Origin of the sequence: Haemophilus aegyptius, assembly GCF_900475885.1 — a bacterium.
Lineage (GTDB): Bacteria > Pseudomonadota > Gammaproteobacteria > Enterobacterales > Pasteurellaceae > Haemophilus > Haemophilus influenzae.
The window spans coordinates 516202-532625 of sequence record NZ_LS483429.1 but is presented as its reverse complement, the minus strand read 5'-3'; the positions used below and the strand labels follow the sequence as shown (position 1 = coordinate 532625).

Below are 16424 nucleotides of genomic sequence, written 5' to 3'. Positions count from 1 at the left end.
CGCACTTTTTATTAGATGGAAAACCTAAAGAATACTTAATAGCTGGGCAAAATCATCAAACACCCAATCTGGATTGGATTCACGGATAGGGATATTGTAATTGTAGCCGTAAGTTAAACCAACAACTGCACAGCCCGCAGCGTGAGCCGCGATAATATCATTTTTAGAATCGCCCACGAAAAGCACTTGGCGTGGTTCAAAACCAAATTTTCCGCATAAATAATAAAGTGGAGCTGGATGTGGCTTAATGGCAGGTAAGGATTGACCACCCAACATTTCACTAAATAAATGATCAATGCCAAATGCTGCCAACACAGGTTGAACGTGCTTTGTGGGTTTATTGGTAACAACTGCTAGGACATAGCCTTTTTCTTTCAAGGTTTCTAAAGTTTCTTTTACATTTGGATACAAGCGACTGACATTACATAAATTCTCGCCATAATAAAAATTAAAACGTTCTGTTACTTGCTTAACCTCTGTTTCAGTTAGCACTTTTCCTGTTTGTTTTTTCGCCCAATCTAACGCTCGAGCAATTAATACAGGTGCACCATTGCCGATCCAAGTTAAAACTAATTCTTCTGGCGCTTGCGGTAAATTAAATTCAGCCAAGGCAGAATTTACGGATAACGCTAAATCAGGCAGGCTATTTACCAAGGTGCCATCTAAATCAAAGCCAATAAGTTTAAATTGTGTGTTCATTGTTTTTCTCTGTTCTATTACGATCATATTTTATTAAAATAACGGTTATACGCTAACTCTCGCTAACTGTGTACGCATTTGGTCAATAACTTGTTTATAATCTGGCTTACCAAAAATTGCAGAACCTGCCACGAACATATCTGCACCCGCCGCGGCAATTTCTGCGATGTTATCAACCTTCACGCCACCATCTACTTCAAGACGAATGTCATAACCACTTTCATCAATGATCTTACGAGCCTGTTGTAATTTCTTCAATGTTGCTGGAATAAAAGATTGTCCGCCAAATCCAGGATTCACTGACATTAATAAAACCACATCCACTTTATCCAAAACATAATCTAAATAGCTCAACGGCGTCGCAGGATTAAAAACTAATCCAGATTTACAACCACAATCGCGAATAAGCTGCAAAGAGCGGTCAATATGTTCGCTAGATTCTGGGTGAAAAGTGATGTAGTTCGCACCCGCTTTAGCAAAATCGGGAATAATGCGATCGATCGGTTTTACCATTAAATGCACATCTATCGGTGCGGTAATGCCATAATCACGTAAAGCTTGACATACCGCAGACCCAAAAGTGAGATTAGGTACATAATGATTATCCATAACATCAAAATGAATAACATCCGCGCCTGCATTAAGTACGTTTTGTACGTCATCGCCAAGACGTGCAAGATCGGCAGAAAGAATTGATGGGGCGATAAGATAAGGTTTCATAAAGGTTCTCCGTTGAGAAAATGAGTGCATTTAGTTTACTCACTTAAGTTCAAAAAACCAATAGTAATCCTTATATGAAATAACAAGATAAACAAAGAAAGGGCACTTTGGTGCCCTTTCAGTCATGAATTGAATATAAATAGACGAAAATTTACACGTCCAAATTTGCTCTTAACGCATTCAGCTCAATGAACTCACGACGTGGCTCAACTTCATCTCCCATTAAGGTCGTGAAGAGTTGATCCGCTGCAACGGCGTCCTTAATAGAAACCTTCAACATACGACGTGAATTTGGATCCATTGTGGTTTCCCAAAGTTGATCTGCATTCATTTCCCCAAGTCCTTTATAACGTTGTACTTCAAGACCTTTACGAGATTCTTTCACTAGCCATTCAACGACTTGTTCAAAACTACGTACTGGTTGTACTTTTTCGCCACGAATAACATAAGCACCCTCTTCTAATAAACCATTGAGTTGTTTATTAAGAGAAACAATTTTCGCGTATTCATTGCCGTGAACAAAATCAAAATTCAAGAAATAATCGGTATCAATACCGTGTTTGCGAACAGTAATCACCGCTTCATACACTTGGCGTTCCGCATTAAATTGTGTACGCACTGAATATTGATGTGCTTCTGTTTCTTTTGCAGTCAGTTGTTCAACAAAAGATTTACCCCAATTTTCCACCGCACTTTCGTTTTTCATCATTTCAACAGAAATTGGCGACTGATAAATTAATCCTTGCAATACAGGCACTGGGTAATGACGGTTTAAACGACCGATAAGTTTTTGTACGCTGTTATATTCTGCCACCAATTTCTCAAATACAAGGGCATTCATTGCTGGTGCATTTGCGCTGATATGTAATTCTGCGCCATCTAACGCAAGGGTTAATTCATATTGCTCCATTTCATCCGCATCTTTAATGTAGCGTTCTTGTTTTCCTTTTTTCACTTTGTAAAGTGGCGGCTGAGCAATGTAAACATAACCACGCTCAATCAGCTCAGGCATTTGACGATAGAAAAACGTTAAAAGCAACGTACGGATGTGAGAACCATCCACATCAGCATCGGTCATAATAATGATATGATGATAACGTAATTTATCTGGATTATATTCATCACGACCAATACCGCAGCCTAAAGCAGTAATTAATGTGCCCACTTCTTGGGAAGACAACATTTTGTCGAAACGTGCTTTTTCTACGTTTAAGATTTTACCTTTCAATGGCAAAATTGCTTGAGTTTTACGATCACGACCAACTTTCGCAGAACCACCCGCAGAGTCACCCTCCACCAAGTAAAGTTCAGAAAGTGCAGGATCTTTTTCTTGGCAGTCTGCAAGTTTACCCGGTAAACCTGCAATATCTAATGCCCCTTTACGGCGCGTCATTTCACGCGCTTTACGTGCGGCTTCGCGCGCACGAGCAGCCATAATAATTTGATTTACAATGATTTTTGCATCTGCAGGATTTTCTAATAAATATTCCTGCATTTTTTCATTCATCGCTGATTCCACCGCACTTTTAACTTCTGAAGACACGAGTTTGTCTTTCGTTTGCGATGAGAATTTTGGATCAGGCACTTTAACGGAAATAATCGCCACCAAACCTTCACGCGCATCATCGCCTGAAGTCGCCACTTTTTCTTTTTTCAGCATGCCTTCGTTTTCCATATAGCTATTTAAGCTACGGGTTAAAGCCCCACGGAAACCAGCTAGGTGAGTACCGCCATCACGTTGAGGAATGTTATTGGTAAAGCAGTACACGTTTTCATTTACACCATCATTCCATTGCAATGCAACTTCTACGCCAATACCATCTTTCTCAGCGGTAAAATAAAATGGCTTTGGATGAATTGGGTTTTTATTTTTGTTCAAATATTCTACGAATGCTTGAATACCACCTTCGTAATGGAAATGATCTTCAGATCCATCACGTTTATCGATTAAACGAATAGATACGCCAGAATTCAAGAAAGAAAGCTCACGTAAGCGTTTTGCTAAGATTTTGTAATCAAAGGTTGTGATAGCAAAAATATCTGAGCTTGGCCAGAAACGAACCGTTGTCCCCGTTGCCTCTGTTTCGCCAATCACTGTTAATGGCGATTGAGGCTCCCCTAAATGATAAAACTGCTCGTGAACGTGACCTTGACGACGAATGGTTAATTGTAACTTATCAGAAAGCGCATTCACTACAGATACGCCCACGCCGTGTAAACCGCCCGATACTTTATAAGAGTTATCGTCAAATTTACCGCCTGCGTGAAGCACAGTCATAATCACTTCCGCTGCAGAAACGCCTTCTTCAGGATGAATATCCACAGGAATCCCGCGCCCATCATCTTGCACCGATACAGAATTATCATCGTGAATTGTCACGATAATATCGGAACAATGGCCAGCGAGGGCTTCATCAATGGCATTATCCACCACTTCAAATACCATATGGTGCAAACCCGTACCGTCATCGGTATCGCCGATATACATACCAGGACGCTTACGCACCGCATCAAGGCCTTTTAATACTTTAATGCTCGATGCACCATAGTTATCATTGGTCGTTTCTGACATAATTTATCTCATTCTTTTGTAAATAAAAATCGGGCGAGATTATAGCAAAAAATCGCCGTTTTGGCGATGCTTTTCGGGAAAGGAAAGCGATAAAAAAAGGGCGAATAATTTCGCCCTATAACTTGTTATTTTTTCCAATTTTTTAGCGCATCAGCAAAGGCATTGCCCATCGCATTATTACCTCTTGAACTACGCGCCTCTCGCTGCGTATTTCCACGAGGTCTTGCGGATAAAGTGCGGTCAGATTTACCGTCATTTTTGACCGCACTTTCATCTAATCGCATCGTCAATGCAATGCGTTTACGTGACACATCTACTTCTAACACTTTGACTTTTACAATATTGCCTGTTTTTACCACTTGATGGGGATCTTCCACGAATTTATCGCTTAATGATGAAATATGCACTAAACCATCTTGATGAACACCAATATCCACAAATGCGCCAAAATTGGTTACATTAGTCACTGTTCCTTCTAAAATCATACCAGGTTTTAAATCCGTTATTTCTTCCACGCCTTCTGCAAATACGGCAGTTTTAAATTCACCACGGGGATCGCGCCCTGGTTTTTCCAACTCTTTGAAAATATCTTGGACGGTCGGTAAACCAAATTGCTCATCAATGAATTGTTTTGCATCAAGCTGACGTACCACACTGGCATTACTCATTAAATCTTGAATAGATTGCGCGGTAGCTTGCAAGATTTTTTCGACCACAGGATAAGCTTCTGGGTGAACACCTGAAGCATCAAGTGGATTTTTCCCGTTTGCAATACGCATAAAGCCTGCACATTGCTCAAAGGCTTTTGGTCCTAAACGCGGCACTTTTTTCAATTCTGCACGGCTTTCAAAACGCCCATTTTCATCACGATATTCCACAATGTTTTGTGCTAAGGTTTTTGTCATACCAGCTACACGAGCTAATAATGGTGCGGATGCGGTATTCAAATCCACACCTACTGCGTTTACACAGTCTTCCACTACTGCATCGAGTTTACGCGCAAGTTGGGTTTGGTTTACATCGTGCTGATATTGCCCCACACCAATGGCTTTCGGTTCGATTTTCACTAATTCTGCCAATGGATCTTGTAAACGACGTGCAATAGAGACCGCACCACGTAAAGATACATCTAAATTCGGGAATTCATTTGCGGCAAATTCAGAAGCTGAATAAACGGACGCGCCAGCTTCGCTTACTACAACGGTTTGTGGTTTATTTTCTTTATTTTCTTTAATTTCTTTAATCACGTCTTTCGCAAAACGTTCAGTTTCACGAGAAGCCGTACCATTACCAATGGCAATTAATTCCACGTTATGTTTGCGGATTAAGCTGAAAATCGCCACTTGAGCTTCAGCTTCACGCCCCGTGTGTGGATAAATGGTGGTGGTATCTAATAATTTACCTGTGTTATCCACTACTGCAACTTTAACTCCCGTACGTAAGCCTGGGTCTAAGCCCATAGTACTTTTCGCCCCTGCCGGTGCTGCCATTAAAAGTGCGGTCAAATTTCTGGCGAAAACATCAATGGCTTCTTCTTCCGCTTTTTCACGTAAACTTGCCATTAATTCCGTTTCTAAATGCAACGAAACTTTAATTTTCCATGTCCACGCAATCACTTGCTCACGCCATTTATCTGCTGGCTGACCAGTAAAACGTACATCTAAATAATCACGAATAATTTCTTCGCAATAACTTTGACGACTTCCCTCTTCTGCATCAGGATCAGCATTTAAACTTAATTGTAAAATGCCCTCATTACGTCCACGGAACATGGCCAATGCTCGGTGAGAAGGCACTTTTTTCAATAATTCTTGGTGGTCGAAATAATCTTGGAATTTTGCGCCTTCCGTTTCTTTGCCTTCGATCACTTTTGATACGATAACGGCATTTTTTGCTAAATAATCACGGACTTTCGCTAATAAGCCCGCATCTTCAGCAAAACGCTCCATTAAAATATAGCGAGCACCGTCTAACGCAGCTTTACTATCAGCTACGCCTTTTTCAGCATCAACAAAGGAAAATGCGGTTGATTCTGGATCATTTTTTGGCTCGTTCCAAAGTAAATCAGCCAATGGCTCAAGACCAGCTTCAATGGCAATTTGCCCTTTGGTGCGACGTTTAGGTTTGTACGGCAAATATAAATCTTCTAATTCGGTTTTGCTTTGTGTCGCATCAATTTTGTCACGCAATTCATCAGTCAATTTTCCTTGCTCTTCAATAGATTTCAAGATGGTTTGACGACGTTCTTCTAACTCACGTAAATAAATTAAACGGGTTTCAAAATGGCGAAGCTGGGTGTCATCTAAGCCCCCTGTGGCTTCTTTACGATAACGTGCAATAAATGGAATGGTGTTGCCATCATCTAATAATTGAATGGCAGCAAGAATTTGTTGGGGTTGAACGGTTAATTCTGCCGCAATAATTTGGCTAATTTGTTGATTTAACATTGTCGTACTTCTTTATTATAAAAAAACGAAGATAGAATACTGGTTTTAGCGGGATGGCTCAAATATAATTCAAAAAACTTTCTTTTATTTTATTATGGCAAAATCAAATTATATTACCCGTCAAGGCTGGCTTGCGCTTGACCAAGAACTCAAGTTTTTGTGGAAAGAAGAACGCTCAAAAGTCACTCAAGCCGTTTCAGATGCAGCTGCACTAGGCGATCGTAGCGAAAATGCCGAATATATTTATGGTAAACGTCGCTTACGTGAAATTGATCGCCGCGTGCGTTTTTTAACTAAAAGATTGGAAGTGCTACAAATTGTCGATTACAACCCAAAGCAAGAGGGAAAAGTTTTCTTCGGTGCGTGGGTGGAATTAGAAAATGAAGAAGGCGAAACCAAGCAATATCGTATCGTCGGTTGTGATGAATTTGCCCCTGCGAAAAATTGGATATCCATTGATTCCCCAGTTGCTCGAGCTTTAATCGGAAAAACATTAGACGACGAAGTGCGGGTAGAAACGCCATCAGGTTTTATTACCCTTTATATAAATAAAATTTGGTATGAGAATAACTCGGAAAAATAAAAGATAGCAAATACCTAAGCACAAAGAAAAATTAATTGACTAGATATAAAAACTATCTTATTTGCCTCTTTCCTTATTTGCAGCAAAATCAGCACCTTTTGCAAGCATTCTCAACTGCAAAATCACTCGAGCTTTAAGTTGCTCACGCTCAGCTTTACTCATATCTAAAGCATTCGCCCCTGCAGTGAATACGATTGTTACGATGCCTTCCGCTTGAACATAAGCAACATATTGCGAATATTGATGTTTGTAGGAAATATATTCTGCTAACTCATCAACAAAATGCTTAATTTCGCGTGCTGCCGCAGTACGAAAAGCTTGAGAAGTGCCTGAACTTTCGCGTAATAACAAGCGAAAAACGTTCGTGCTATTAGTAATAAATTCAAAAAATGTATCCACAGAAACAGAAATAACACTACCGCCCGCATCAATGCGTTTACGCGCTTGACGCATTAATTGGCGCAACATCAAACCTGCTTCATCCACCATTTCTAAGCCAAGTTCATCCATATCACTAAAATGGCGATAGAAAGAGGTAGGCGCAATACCAGCCTCGCGCGCCACTTCTCGTAAACTTAAATTAGAAAAACTTTTTTCTGCGCTAAGCTGATTAAATGCCGCATCCACTAAAGCGCGACGAGTCTTTTCTTTTTGAACAGCACGAACACCAGCCATTATTTCAACCCATCTAGAATAGATTTAACTTCATCGCTGACCGCACTTGCCACACGCTCATAACGATTACGTAATGGCGAACCAGGACGATAAACCAACGCAATGGTGCGTGATGGCTCTGGCGAATAACAAGGAATATATTTCACACCTTTGCGCGTACCTTCATTTAGTACCGCTAATTCAGGCATAAAAGTGATACCAGCATTCGCTGCCACCATATTGCGCAAAGTTTCAAGACTAGTTGCTTGGAAATGGGAATTTTCTTTCGCACCAGCAGTGAAGCAATAATCTAGCGCTTGATTGCGCAAACAATGACCATCATCAAGCATTAACATTTCTTGACCATTTAATTGGTTCATTGGAAGTTTACTTTCTTGAGCCCAAGGATGATGCTCTGATACGGCGAGTAACATTTTCTCGTTGAAAATAGGTACTTCAATAAAAGCCTCAGTTTCTGGAACAGTGGCAACGATAGCACAATCTAAACGCCCCGTTTCCAATTGTTCTAATAATTGATGCGTTTGCGCTTCATAAAGAAACACTTCTAAATCAGGGAATGCCGCTTTTAACATTGGCACAATATAAGGGAGCAAATAAGGACCAACCGTTGGAATTAAACCGATGTGTAATGGCCCGGTCATTTCTTTACCTTGATTACTCGCCATTTCTTTCAATAATTTTACTTCTCGAAGAACTGTACGAGCCTGATCAACCAATAACATCCCAGATTGAGTAAACAACACTTTACGGCTAGTACGTTCTAACAAAATAATACCGAGCTCATCTTCTAATTTACGAATTTGCCCACTTAATGTTGGTTGGCTCACATTACAAGAATCGGCAGCACGGCGGAAATGTTTATATTCAGATAAAGCAACAAGATATTCTAGATCACGGATATTCATGAGATTTTCCCTATAGAAAAATTCAATTAAAAGAATAGAATTAATTGATTATGACTATATCATAATTTTCCCTATAATACAGCACGTAAAATTTAAATTAACAACCAATAGGAGAAAAAAACAATGTCTAGTATGGAAGGAAAAAAAGTCCCTCAAGTGACATTCCGCACTCGTCAGGGTGATAAATGGGTTGATGTAACTACCTCAGAGTTATTTGATAACAAAACAGTGATCGTGTTCTCATTACCGGGCGCATTCACTCCAACTTGCTCATCATCACACTTACCACGTTACAACGAATTAGCGCCAGTATTCAAAAAATACGGTGTAGACGATATTCTTGTTGTATCTGTAAATGATACTTTCGTAATGAACGCATGGAAAGAAGATGAAAAATCTGAAAACATCACTTTCATTCCAGATGGTAATGGTGAATTTACCGAAGGCATGGGTATGTTAGTTGGTAAAGAAGATTTAGGCTTCGGTAAACGTTCATGGCGTTATTCTATGCTTGTGAAAAACGGTGTAGTTGAAAAAATGTTTATCGAACCAAACGAACCAGGCGATCCGTTCAAAGTATCCGATGCTGACACTATGTTGAAATACCTTGCACCACAACACCAAGTGCAAGAGTCTATTTCAATCTTCACAAAACCTGGCTGTCCTTTCTGTGCAAAAGCAAAACAACTTTTACACGATAAAGGCTTAAGCTTTGAAGAAATCATATTAGGTCACGATGCAACAATCGTGAGCGTACGTGCAGTTTCAGGTCGTACTACTGTTCCACAAGTATTTATCGGTGGTAAACATATTGGCGGTAGCGACGATTTAGAAAAATACTTTGCATAAGCAAGTATTTAGCTGATTATTATTTGGGAATGTAATTTAAAGGGCGCATTAAGCGCCCTTTTCATTTGTACGAATTTATTGCAAAAATCAATAATGGGGCGGTGGCGTTTCTTCAGATTGACTTGCAATGTTAGACGGTTGAAAGTCTTTTAATTTATTTGCCATATAACGCAATTGGACTTGCATTTTATCAATATCAAATTGCTGTTGAACTAAAGCGTGATTTAATTCATCTAATAACTGTTCCTGAAATGCAATTTTCATTTCAAGTTCTTCGATGCGATTTTCTAACATTTGTTGAATTTGCATAAATTTTCTCTAAATTCTAAAAAAAAGTTGAGAATAGATAGAAAGCCATTTAATCTATTCCTCGTATTATTCCATTCATTATAAAGGATTAACTTATATGTTAAAAATTCAAAAATTATCTATCGCAGCATTAATGGTAAGTGCGGTGATTTCTGGCCAAGTTTTTGCAGAAGATAACACATTCGATGAAAAAGCGGCATCTTATGCAGTAGGTACGCTCATGGGCAGTCAAATGAAAGATCTTGTTGATTCCCACAAAGAAGTTATTAAATATGATAATGCGCGTATTTTAGATGGCTTAAAAGATGCTTTAGAAGGCAAAGTGGATGTTCGTAAAGATGAAAAAATCCAAAAAACCTTAGAATCTATTGAAGCAAAATTAGTGGCTGCATCAAAAGCAAAAGCAGAATCGATTGCTAAACAAGCAAAAGAAGAAGGCGATAAATTCCGTGCTGAATTTGCTAAAGGTAAAGATGTAAAAACGACGCAATCTGGTTTAATGTATAAAATTGAAAGTGCAGGTAAAGGCGATACAATCAAATCAACGGATACCGTTAAAGTACATTACACGGGTAAATTACCAAATGGAAAAGTATTTGATAGCTCTGTCGAGCGCGGACAACCTGTAGAATTCCAACTTGATCAAGTAATTAAAGGCTGGACTGAAGGTCTTCAATTAGTGAAAAAAGGCGGAAAAATTCAATTAGTTATTGCACCTGAATTAGGCTATGGCGAACAAGGTGCTGGTACATCTATTCCACCAAATTCAACATTAATTTTTGATGTGGAAGTATTGGACGTCAATCCGAAATCTGAAAAATAACGGATAAGTTTAATAGCGCGCGTTCTTTAACGCGTGCTTTTTATTATAAAAAACGAGCGGAATTTTTACCGCACTTTTAACCTAACGCTATGACATTAAACGATAAATATCCTTTCACTGATGAAGATCAGGCTATCATAAATTCCTACAAACCAGTCGTTGATGGTGTCAGCGCACTGATTGGCGAGCACTGCGAAATCGTGCTTCATTCTCTGGAAAATATTGAACATTCTGCTGTTTGTATTGCCAACGGACATAACACTAATCGACAAGTTGGTTCGCCAATTACTGATCTTGCCTTACGTTCGCTACGAAATATGCAAAGCGAAAGTGTTTCAAAACCTTATTTTACACGAGCAAAAGGCAGCGTACTGATGAAATCAGTTACTATCGCTATTCGTAATAAAACTCAACGTATTATTGGTTTGCTTTGCATCAATATCAATTTAGATGTACCCATGTTTCAATTTTTGCAATGCTTTATGCCAACGGAGCATACGAATGAAACATCTTCAGTGAACTTTGCGAATTCAGTGGAAGACTTGGTTACGCAGACTATTGAAAAAACAATAGAAGAAGTCAATGCGGATCGTGCTGTTGCCAATAATACTAAAAACCGACAAATCGTCCTTTCTCTTTACGAAAAAGGTATTTTTGATATTAAAGATGCGATTAATTTAGTCGCAGAACGCTTAGATATTTCCCGACATACGGTTTACCTGTACATCCGCCAAATCAAACAAGAGCAAGAATAATGCGCTATGTTATCGCCGTCAAAAGCCCTATTTACGGAAAGCAAGGGGCATTTTTAGCTTATCAATTTGCAGATGCCTTAATCAAAAAAGGACACGAAATCTCACAGATTTTTTTCTTCCAAGATGGAGTGAGTAACGGAAATGCATTAGTGTATCCAGCCAATGATGAAGTTAATTTACAAAAACATTGGCAAATGTTTTCTATTACCTACAATATTCCTTTACATTTATGTGTTGCAGCATCTCAAAGACGAGGTGTTGTTGATAACTTAACTACACCAACTACAGCTCACTACAATCTTGCAGAGGGATTCACAATTGCAGGTCTTGGAGAATTTATAGCAGCAAGTTTAAACGCAGATCGAGTAATAACCCTATGAAGATAGCCTTTTTATTTCGCACATCTCCACATGGCACATCCATTTCACGAGAAGGCTTAGATGCAATTCTTGCCGCGACAGCTTTTTGTGAACCCAATGATATTGGGATATTTTTTATCGATGATGGCGTATTAAATCTTATCGATAACCAACAACCCGAAATCATTCAACAAAAAGATTTCATTAGAACCTTTAAATTATTAGATTTATATGATGTAGAACAACGCTTTATCTGCACAGCGTCTTTGCAGAAATTTAAATTAGATAATAGAGAACTTATCCTATCTTGTGAAAAAATTGACCGCTCTTTATTGCTAGAAAAGCTTAATCAAGCAGAAAAATTGTTTACTTTCTAAGGAATATTATGCTTTATACATTTTCTCAATCAGATTATCCCAAAACTGAACTCGATGACTATTTTTCATATATTACAGAAAAAGATGCGGTAGTACTATGGCAAGACGGTGTGTTATTGGCAATAAAATATCCTGATTATTTTGCCAAATGTAAAGGGAATTGCATGATATTAAAACAAGATATTTTAGCAAGAAATCTCACCGCACTTTTACCTCAAAGCAGCAAGATAAAATTAATATCAATAGAAGAACTTGTTGGAATCACTGAAAATTATTTACCACAGCTATCACTATAAAAATCAAATAATTTAGTAAATACTCAAGCAAAGTATCAGATATAGAATAAAAAATGCGGAGAATTTTCTCCGCACTTTTCTTTTTACTTCTTCTGTCTTTTATCTTTAAGACATTCAAGAATTCATCAATTATTTGATGATTTTCGCAACAACGCCTGCACCTACTGTACGGCCACCTTCACGGATTGCGAAACGTAAACCTTGATCCATCGCGATTGGGTGGATTAAGCTTACTGTCATCTTGATGTTATCCCCTGGCATTACCATTTCCACGCCTTCTGGTAATTCAATAGTTCCAGTCACGTCTGTTGTACGGAAATAGAATTGTGGACGGTAACCTTTGAAGAATGGAGTATGACGACCACCTTCATCTTTTGATAATACGTACACTTCTGATTCGAAGTCAGTGTGTGGTGTGATTGAACCTGGTTTCGCTAATACTTGACCACGTTCGATTTCTTCACGTTTGGTACCACGTAATAATGCACCGATGTTTTCACCTGCACGACCTTCGTCAAGTAATTTACGGAACATTTCAACACCCGTTACAGTAGTTTTCGCTGTATCTTTGATACCGACGATTTCTACTTCATCACCTGTACGGATGATACCACGTTCTACACGACCTGTTACTACAGTACCACGACCTGAGATTGAGAACACATCTTCGATTGGAAGAAGGAACGGTTGGTCAATCGCACGTTCTGGTTCTGGAATATAAGTATCTAAGTGACCCGCTAATTCTAGGATTTTTTCTTCCCATTCTGCTACGCCGTTTAATGCTTGTAATGCAGAACCACGTACGATTGGTGTATCGTCACCTGGGAAGTCATATTGAGATAGAAGTTCACGAACTTCCATTTCTACTAATTCTAATAACTCTTCGTCATCTACCATGTCGCATTTGTTTAAGAATACGATGATGTATGGAACACCTACTTGGCGACCTAATAAGATGTGTTCACGAGTTTGTGGCATTGGACCATCTGTTGCTGCTACGACTAAAATAGCACCATCCATTTGTGCCGCACCAGTAATCATATTTTTAACATAGTCGGCGTGTCCCGGACAGTCTACGTGTGCGTAGTGGCGAGTCGGTGTATCGTATTCAACGTGTGAAGTGTTGATGGTAATACCACGCGCTTTTTCTTCTGGCGCGTTATCAATTTGGTCAAATGCACGCGCTGCACCACCGTAATGTTTTGCTAATACGGTTGTGATTGCTGCTGTTAAAGTTGTTTTACCGTGGTCAACGTGGCCGATTGTACCCACGTTTACGTGCGGTTTTGTACGTTCAAATTTTTCTTTAGACATTGCTAATGTTTCCTAAGAAGTGCGGTATAAAACAATCATATTTTACACCGCTGGTTTACAAAAATTATTTTTTACGCGCTTCAATTACTGCAGCTGCCACACTTGTTGGAGCTTCAGCATATTTTAACGGTTCCATTGAGTATGATGCACGACCTTGAGTTTGTGAACGTAAGTCTGTTGCATAACCGAACATTTCTGAAAGTGGAACTTCAGCATCGATCTTAACAACAAACTCGTTCGCTTCTTGACCGTTTACCATAGCACGACGACGGCTTAAATCACCAATTACATCACCAACATATTCAGGTGGAGTTTCAACTTCAACTTTCATAATTGGCTCAAGTAATACTGGGTTTGCTTTTGAGAATGCCGCTTTAAATGCTAAAGACGCAGCAAGTTTAAATGCTAACTCAGATGAATCCACATCATGGTATGAACCGAAGTGTAAACGTACACCAAGATCAACTACTGGGTAACCCGCTAATGGACCAGATTTAAGTTGTTCTTGAATACCTTTATCAACGGCTGGAATGTATTCACCAGGAATTACACCACCTTTGATTTCGTTTACAAATTCATAACCAGGGCCTTCTGGATCTAATGGGTATAAGTCGATAACAACATGACCATATTGACCGCGACCACCAGATTGTTTAGCGTGTTTACCTTCTACATCATTAACACGAGTACGGATAGTTTCACGGTATGATACTTGTGGTTTACCAATATTAGCTTCCACTTTGAACTCACGTTTCATACGATCAACAATGATATCTAAGTGCAACTCACCCATACCAGAAATAATGGTTTCACCAGATTCCTCATCTGTGTGAACACGGAATGAAGGGTCTTCTTGTGCTAAACGACCTAATGCTAAGCCCATTTTTTCTTGGTCAGCTTTAGTTTTTGGTTCTACCGCAACAGAAATTACTGGCTCTGGGAATTCCATACGCTCAAGGATAATTGGTGCATCAATTGCACATAATGTATCACCAGTAGTTACATCTTTTAATCCGATAGCAGCTGCGATGTCACCTGCACGAACTTCTTTAATTTCTTCACGTTTATTAGCGTGCATCTGTACGATACGACCAAAACGTTCACGTTTTTGACGTACAGAATTCAATACTGTATCTCCAGAATTAATCACTCCAGAATATACACGGAAGAATGTTAAGTTACCGACGAATGGGTCAGTTGCAATTTTAAATGCTAATGAAGAGAATGGTTCTTCATCACTTGCGTGACGCTCACCTTCAGTTTCATCTGGATTGATACCTTTAATAGCAGGAATATCAGTTGGTGCTGGTAGGTATTCAACAACTGCATCAAGCATTGCTTGAACACCTTTGTTTTTGAACGCAGAACCACAGGTTACCAAAATAATTTCATTTGCTAATACACGCTGACGTAATGCTGACTTAATTTCTTCTTCAGTTAAGTCTTCGCCACCTAAGTATTTTTCCATTAATTCTTCTGATGCTTCAGCTGCCGCTTCAACAAGATTTTGACGCCATTCTTCACAGTCTGCTTGCATATTAGCAGGCACTTCTTCATAAGTGAAAGTCATACCTTGGTCTGCTTCATTCCAATTGATCGCTTTCATTTTGATCAAATCAACTACACCTGTGAAGTTTTCTTCTGCACCAACAGGGAGTTGAAGAGGAATAGCATTAGCACCTAAGCGAGTTTTTAATTGTTCAACAACACGTAAGAAATTAGCACCAGTACGGTCCATTTTGTTTACGAACGCAATACGTGGAACTTCATATTTGTTAGCTTGACGCCATACGGTTTCAGATTGTGGTTGAACACCACCAACCGCACAGTAAACCATTACCGCACCATCAAGAACACGCATAGAACGTTCTACTTCAACAGTAAAGTCCACATGTCCCGGAGTATCAATAACATTGATACGATGTTGTGGGAATTGTTGTGACATACCAGACCAGAATGCAGTTGTTGCCGCAGAGGTAATGGTGATACCACGCTCTTGTTCTTGTTCCATCCAGTCCATCGTTGCTGCACCATCGTGCACTTCACCGATTTTGTGGCTAACACCAGTATAGAATAAGATACGCTCAGTAGTAGTAGTTTTACCCGCATCAATATGCGCACTGATACCTATATTACGATATCTTTCAATAGGGGTTGTACGAGCCATTATTATAACCTTGTTTATTTAATATCAGTTTATATAAGGGTAAGGCTTCATCAACGATGAAGCCCTTTAAATTCAAAAACTTATTACCAACGGTAGTGAGCAAATGCTTTGTTAGCTTCAGCCATGCGGTGAACGTCTTCACGTTTTTTCACTGCTGCACCTTTATTATCTGAAGCATCAGATAATTCGTTTGCAAGGCGTAAAGCCATTGATTTATCACCACGTTTACGTGCTGCTTCAACGATCCAACGCATACCTAATGCGTTACGACGTACAGGGCGCACTTCAACTGGCACTTGGTAAGTAGAACCACCAACACGACGAGATTTAACCTCAACAGTTGGACGTACGTTTTCAAGTGCAACTTCAAACGCTTCTAAAGGCTCTTTACCCGTGCGTTGTGCTAAAGTTTCTAAAGCACCATAAACGATTGATTCAGCAACGGATTTTTTACCGTCTACCATGATTACATTAATAAATTTTGCAAGTAATTCTGAACCGAACTTCGGATCTGGAAGAATCTTGCGTGCTTCAACACTACGACGACGTGGCATTGCGAATTTCTCCGTATTTT

Annotated in this window: 17 protein-coding genes; 7 read left to right on the top strand and 10 right to left on the bottom strand. The window is 39.3% G+C overall.

Annotated features, from left to right (window positions below; genetic code table 11):
* Positions 1-24: 24 nt before the first annotated feature.
* The 4 genes from DQN49_RS02825 to DQN49_RS02810 form a co-directional block, all read right to left on the bottom strand.
* Entirely contained in the window at positions 25-699 is a 675-nt protein-coding gene (locus DQN49_RS02825; RefSeq protein ID WP_013526394.1) for a phosphoglycolate phosphatase, read from the bottom strand.
* Positions 700-744: 45 nt separating this feature from the next.
* Positions 745-1419 carry a ribulose-phosphate 3-epimerase gene (gene rpe / locus DQN49_RS02820; protein ID WP_006995224.1) on the bottom strand — a complete coding sequence of 225 codons (675 nt, stop codon included), beginning with the start codon at positions 1417-1419 and terminating at the stop codon, positions 745-747.
* A 151-nt stretch (positions 1420-1570) separates the two neighbouring features.
* Positions 1571-3991 carry a DNA topoisomerase (ATP-hydrolyzing) subunit B gene (gyrB, locus tag DQN49_RS02815; protein WP_006995225.1) on the bottom strand — a complete coding sequence of 807 codons (2421 nt, stop codon included), beginning with the start codon at positions 3989-3991 and terminating at the stop codon, positions 1571-1573.
* Positions 3992-4116: 125 nt separating this feature from the next.
* Complete coding sequence (locus DQN49_RS02810; RefSeq protein WP_006995226.1) at positions 4117-6438, bottom strand: Tex family protein; 2322 nt, start codon at positions 6436-6438, stop codon at positions 4117-4119.
* Between the two features lie 94 nt (positions 6439-6532).
* Between DQN49_RS02810 and greB the strand changes: the two genes are divergently transcribed.
* Entirely contained in the window at positions 6533-7021 is a 489-nt protein-coding gene (greB, locus tag DQN49_RS02805; protein WP_006995227.1) for a transcription elongation factor GreB, read from the top strand.
* A gap of 57 nt (positions 7022-7078) precedes the next feature.
* Here greB and fabR read toward each other — a convergent pair whose 3' ends face one another.
* Both fabR and oxyR read right to left on the bottom strand, forming a co-directional pair.
* Positions 7079-7696, bottom strand: a complete 618-nt coding sequence (fabR, locus tag DQN49_RS02800) for an HTH-type transcriptional repressor FabR (RefSeq protein ID WP_005629669.1) — start codon at positions 7694-7696, stop codon at positions 7079-7081.
* Positions 7696-8601: a DNA-binding transcriptional regulator OxyR gene (oxyR, locus tag DQN49_RS02795; protein WP_005649559.1), complete on the bottom strand. Its 906-nt coding sequence runs from the start codon at positions 8599-8601 to the stop codon at positions 7696-7698. Before oxyR ends, fabR begins: the two co-directional genes overlap by 1 nt.
* A 123-nt stretch (positions 8602-8724) precedes the next feature.
* Between oxyR and pgdx the strand changes: the two genes are divergently transcribed.
* On the top strand, positions 8725-9450 hold the full coding sequence (gene pgdx / locus DQN49_RS02790) for a hybrid peroxiredoxin PGdx (RefSeq protein WP_005692022.1): 726 nt from the start codon (positions 8725-8727) through the stop codon (positions 9448-9450).
* An 87-nt stretch (positions 9451-9537) separates the two neighbouring features.
* Here the strand turns inward: pgdx and DQN49_RS02785 are convergent, their stop codons facing one another.
* On the bottom strand, positions 9538-9759 hold the full coding sequence (locus DQN49_RS02785; protein WP_005649565.1) for a SlyX family protein: 222 nt from the start codon (positions 9757-9759) through the stop codon (positions 9538-9540).
* A gap of 97 nt (positions 9760-9856) precedes the next feature.
* Here DQN49_RS02785 and fkpA point away from each other — a divergent pair, with 97 nt between their 5' ends.
* The 5 genes from fkpA to DQN49_RS02760 all read left to right on the top strand — a co-directional run bounded on the left by fkpA (position 9857) and on the right by DQN49_RS02760 (position 12369).
* The gene (gene fkpA / locus DQN49_RS02780; protein ID WP_006995228.1) at positions 9857-10582 is read left to right on the top strand and encodes an FKBP-type peptidyl-prolyl cis-trans isomerase; all 726 of its coding nucleotides are present in this window, start codon (positions 9857-9859) and stop codon (positions 10580-10582) included.
* Positions 10583-10671: 89 nt separating this feature from the next.
* Positions 10672-11337 carry a helix-turn-helix transcriptional regulator gene (locus DQN49_RS02775; protein WP_006995229.1) on the top strand — a complete coding sequence of 222 codons (666 nt, stop codon included), beginning with the start codon at positions 10672-10674 and terminating at the stop codon, positions 11335-11337.
* Entirely contained in the window at positions 11337-11717 is a 381-nt protein-coding gene (tusD, locus tag DQN49_RS02770; RefSeq protein ID WP_005654661.1) for a sulfurtransferase complex subunit TusD, read from the top strand. Before DQN49_RS02775 ends, tusD begins: the two co-directional genes overlap by 1 nt.
* Positions 11714-12073, top strand: a complete 360-nt coding sequence (gene tusC / locus DQN49_RS02765) for a sulfurtransferase complex subunit TusC (protein WP_005654660.1) — start codon at positions 11714-11716, stop codon at positions 12071-12073. The genes tusD and tusC overlap by 4 nt, the downstream gene beginning before the upstream one ends.
* Before the next feature lie 8 nt (positions 12074-12081).
* Positions 12082-12369: a DsrH/TusB family sulfur relay protein gene (locus DQN49_RS02760; RefSeq protein ID WP_005649577.1), complete on the top strand. Its 288-nt coding sequence runs from the start codon at positions 12082-12084 to the stop codon at positions 12367-12369.
* A 129-nt stretch (positions 12370-12498) separates the two neighbouring features.
* Here the strand turns inward: DQN49_RS02760 and tuf are convergent, their stop codons facing one another.
* The 3 genes from tuf to rpsG all read right to left on the bottom strand — a co-directional run bounded on the left by tuf (position 12499) and on the right by rpsG (position 16404).
* Positions 12499-13683, bottom strand: coding sequence for an elongation factor Tu (gene tuf, locus DQN49_RS02755; RefSeq protein WP_005654658.1), 1185 nt, complete (start codon positions 13681-13683; stop codon positions 12499-12501).
* Between the two features lie 64 nt (positions 13684-13747).
* Positions 13748-15850 carry an elongation factor G gene (fusA, locus tag DQN49_RS02750; protein WP_005651039.1) on the bottom strand — a complete coding sequence of 701 codons (2103 nt, stop codon included), beginning with the start codon at positions 15848-15850 and terminating at the stop codon, positions 13748-13750.
* Between the two features lie 83 nt (positions 15851-15933).
* Positions 15934-16404 (bottom strand): 30S ribosomal protein S7, encoded by a 471-nt coding sequence (rpsG, locus tag DQN49_RS02745; protein ID WP_005626581.1) that lies wholly within the window; start codon positions 16402-16404, stop codon positions 15934-15936.
* Between the last annotated feature and the right edge of the window lie 20 nt (positions 16405-16424).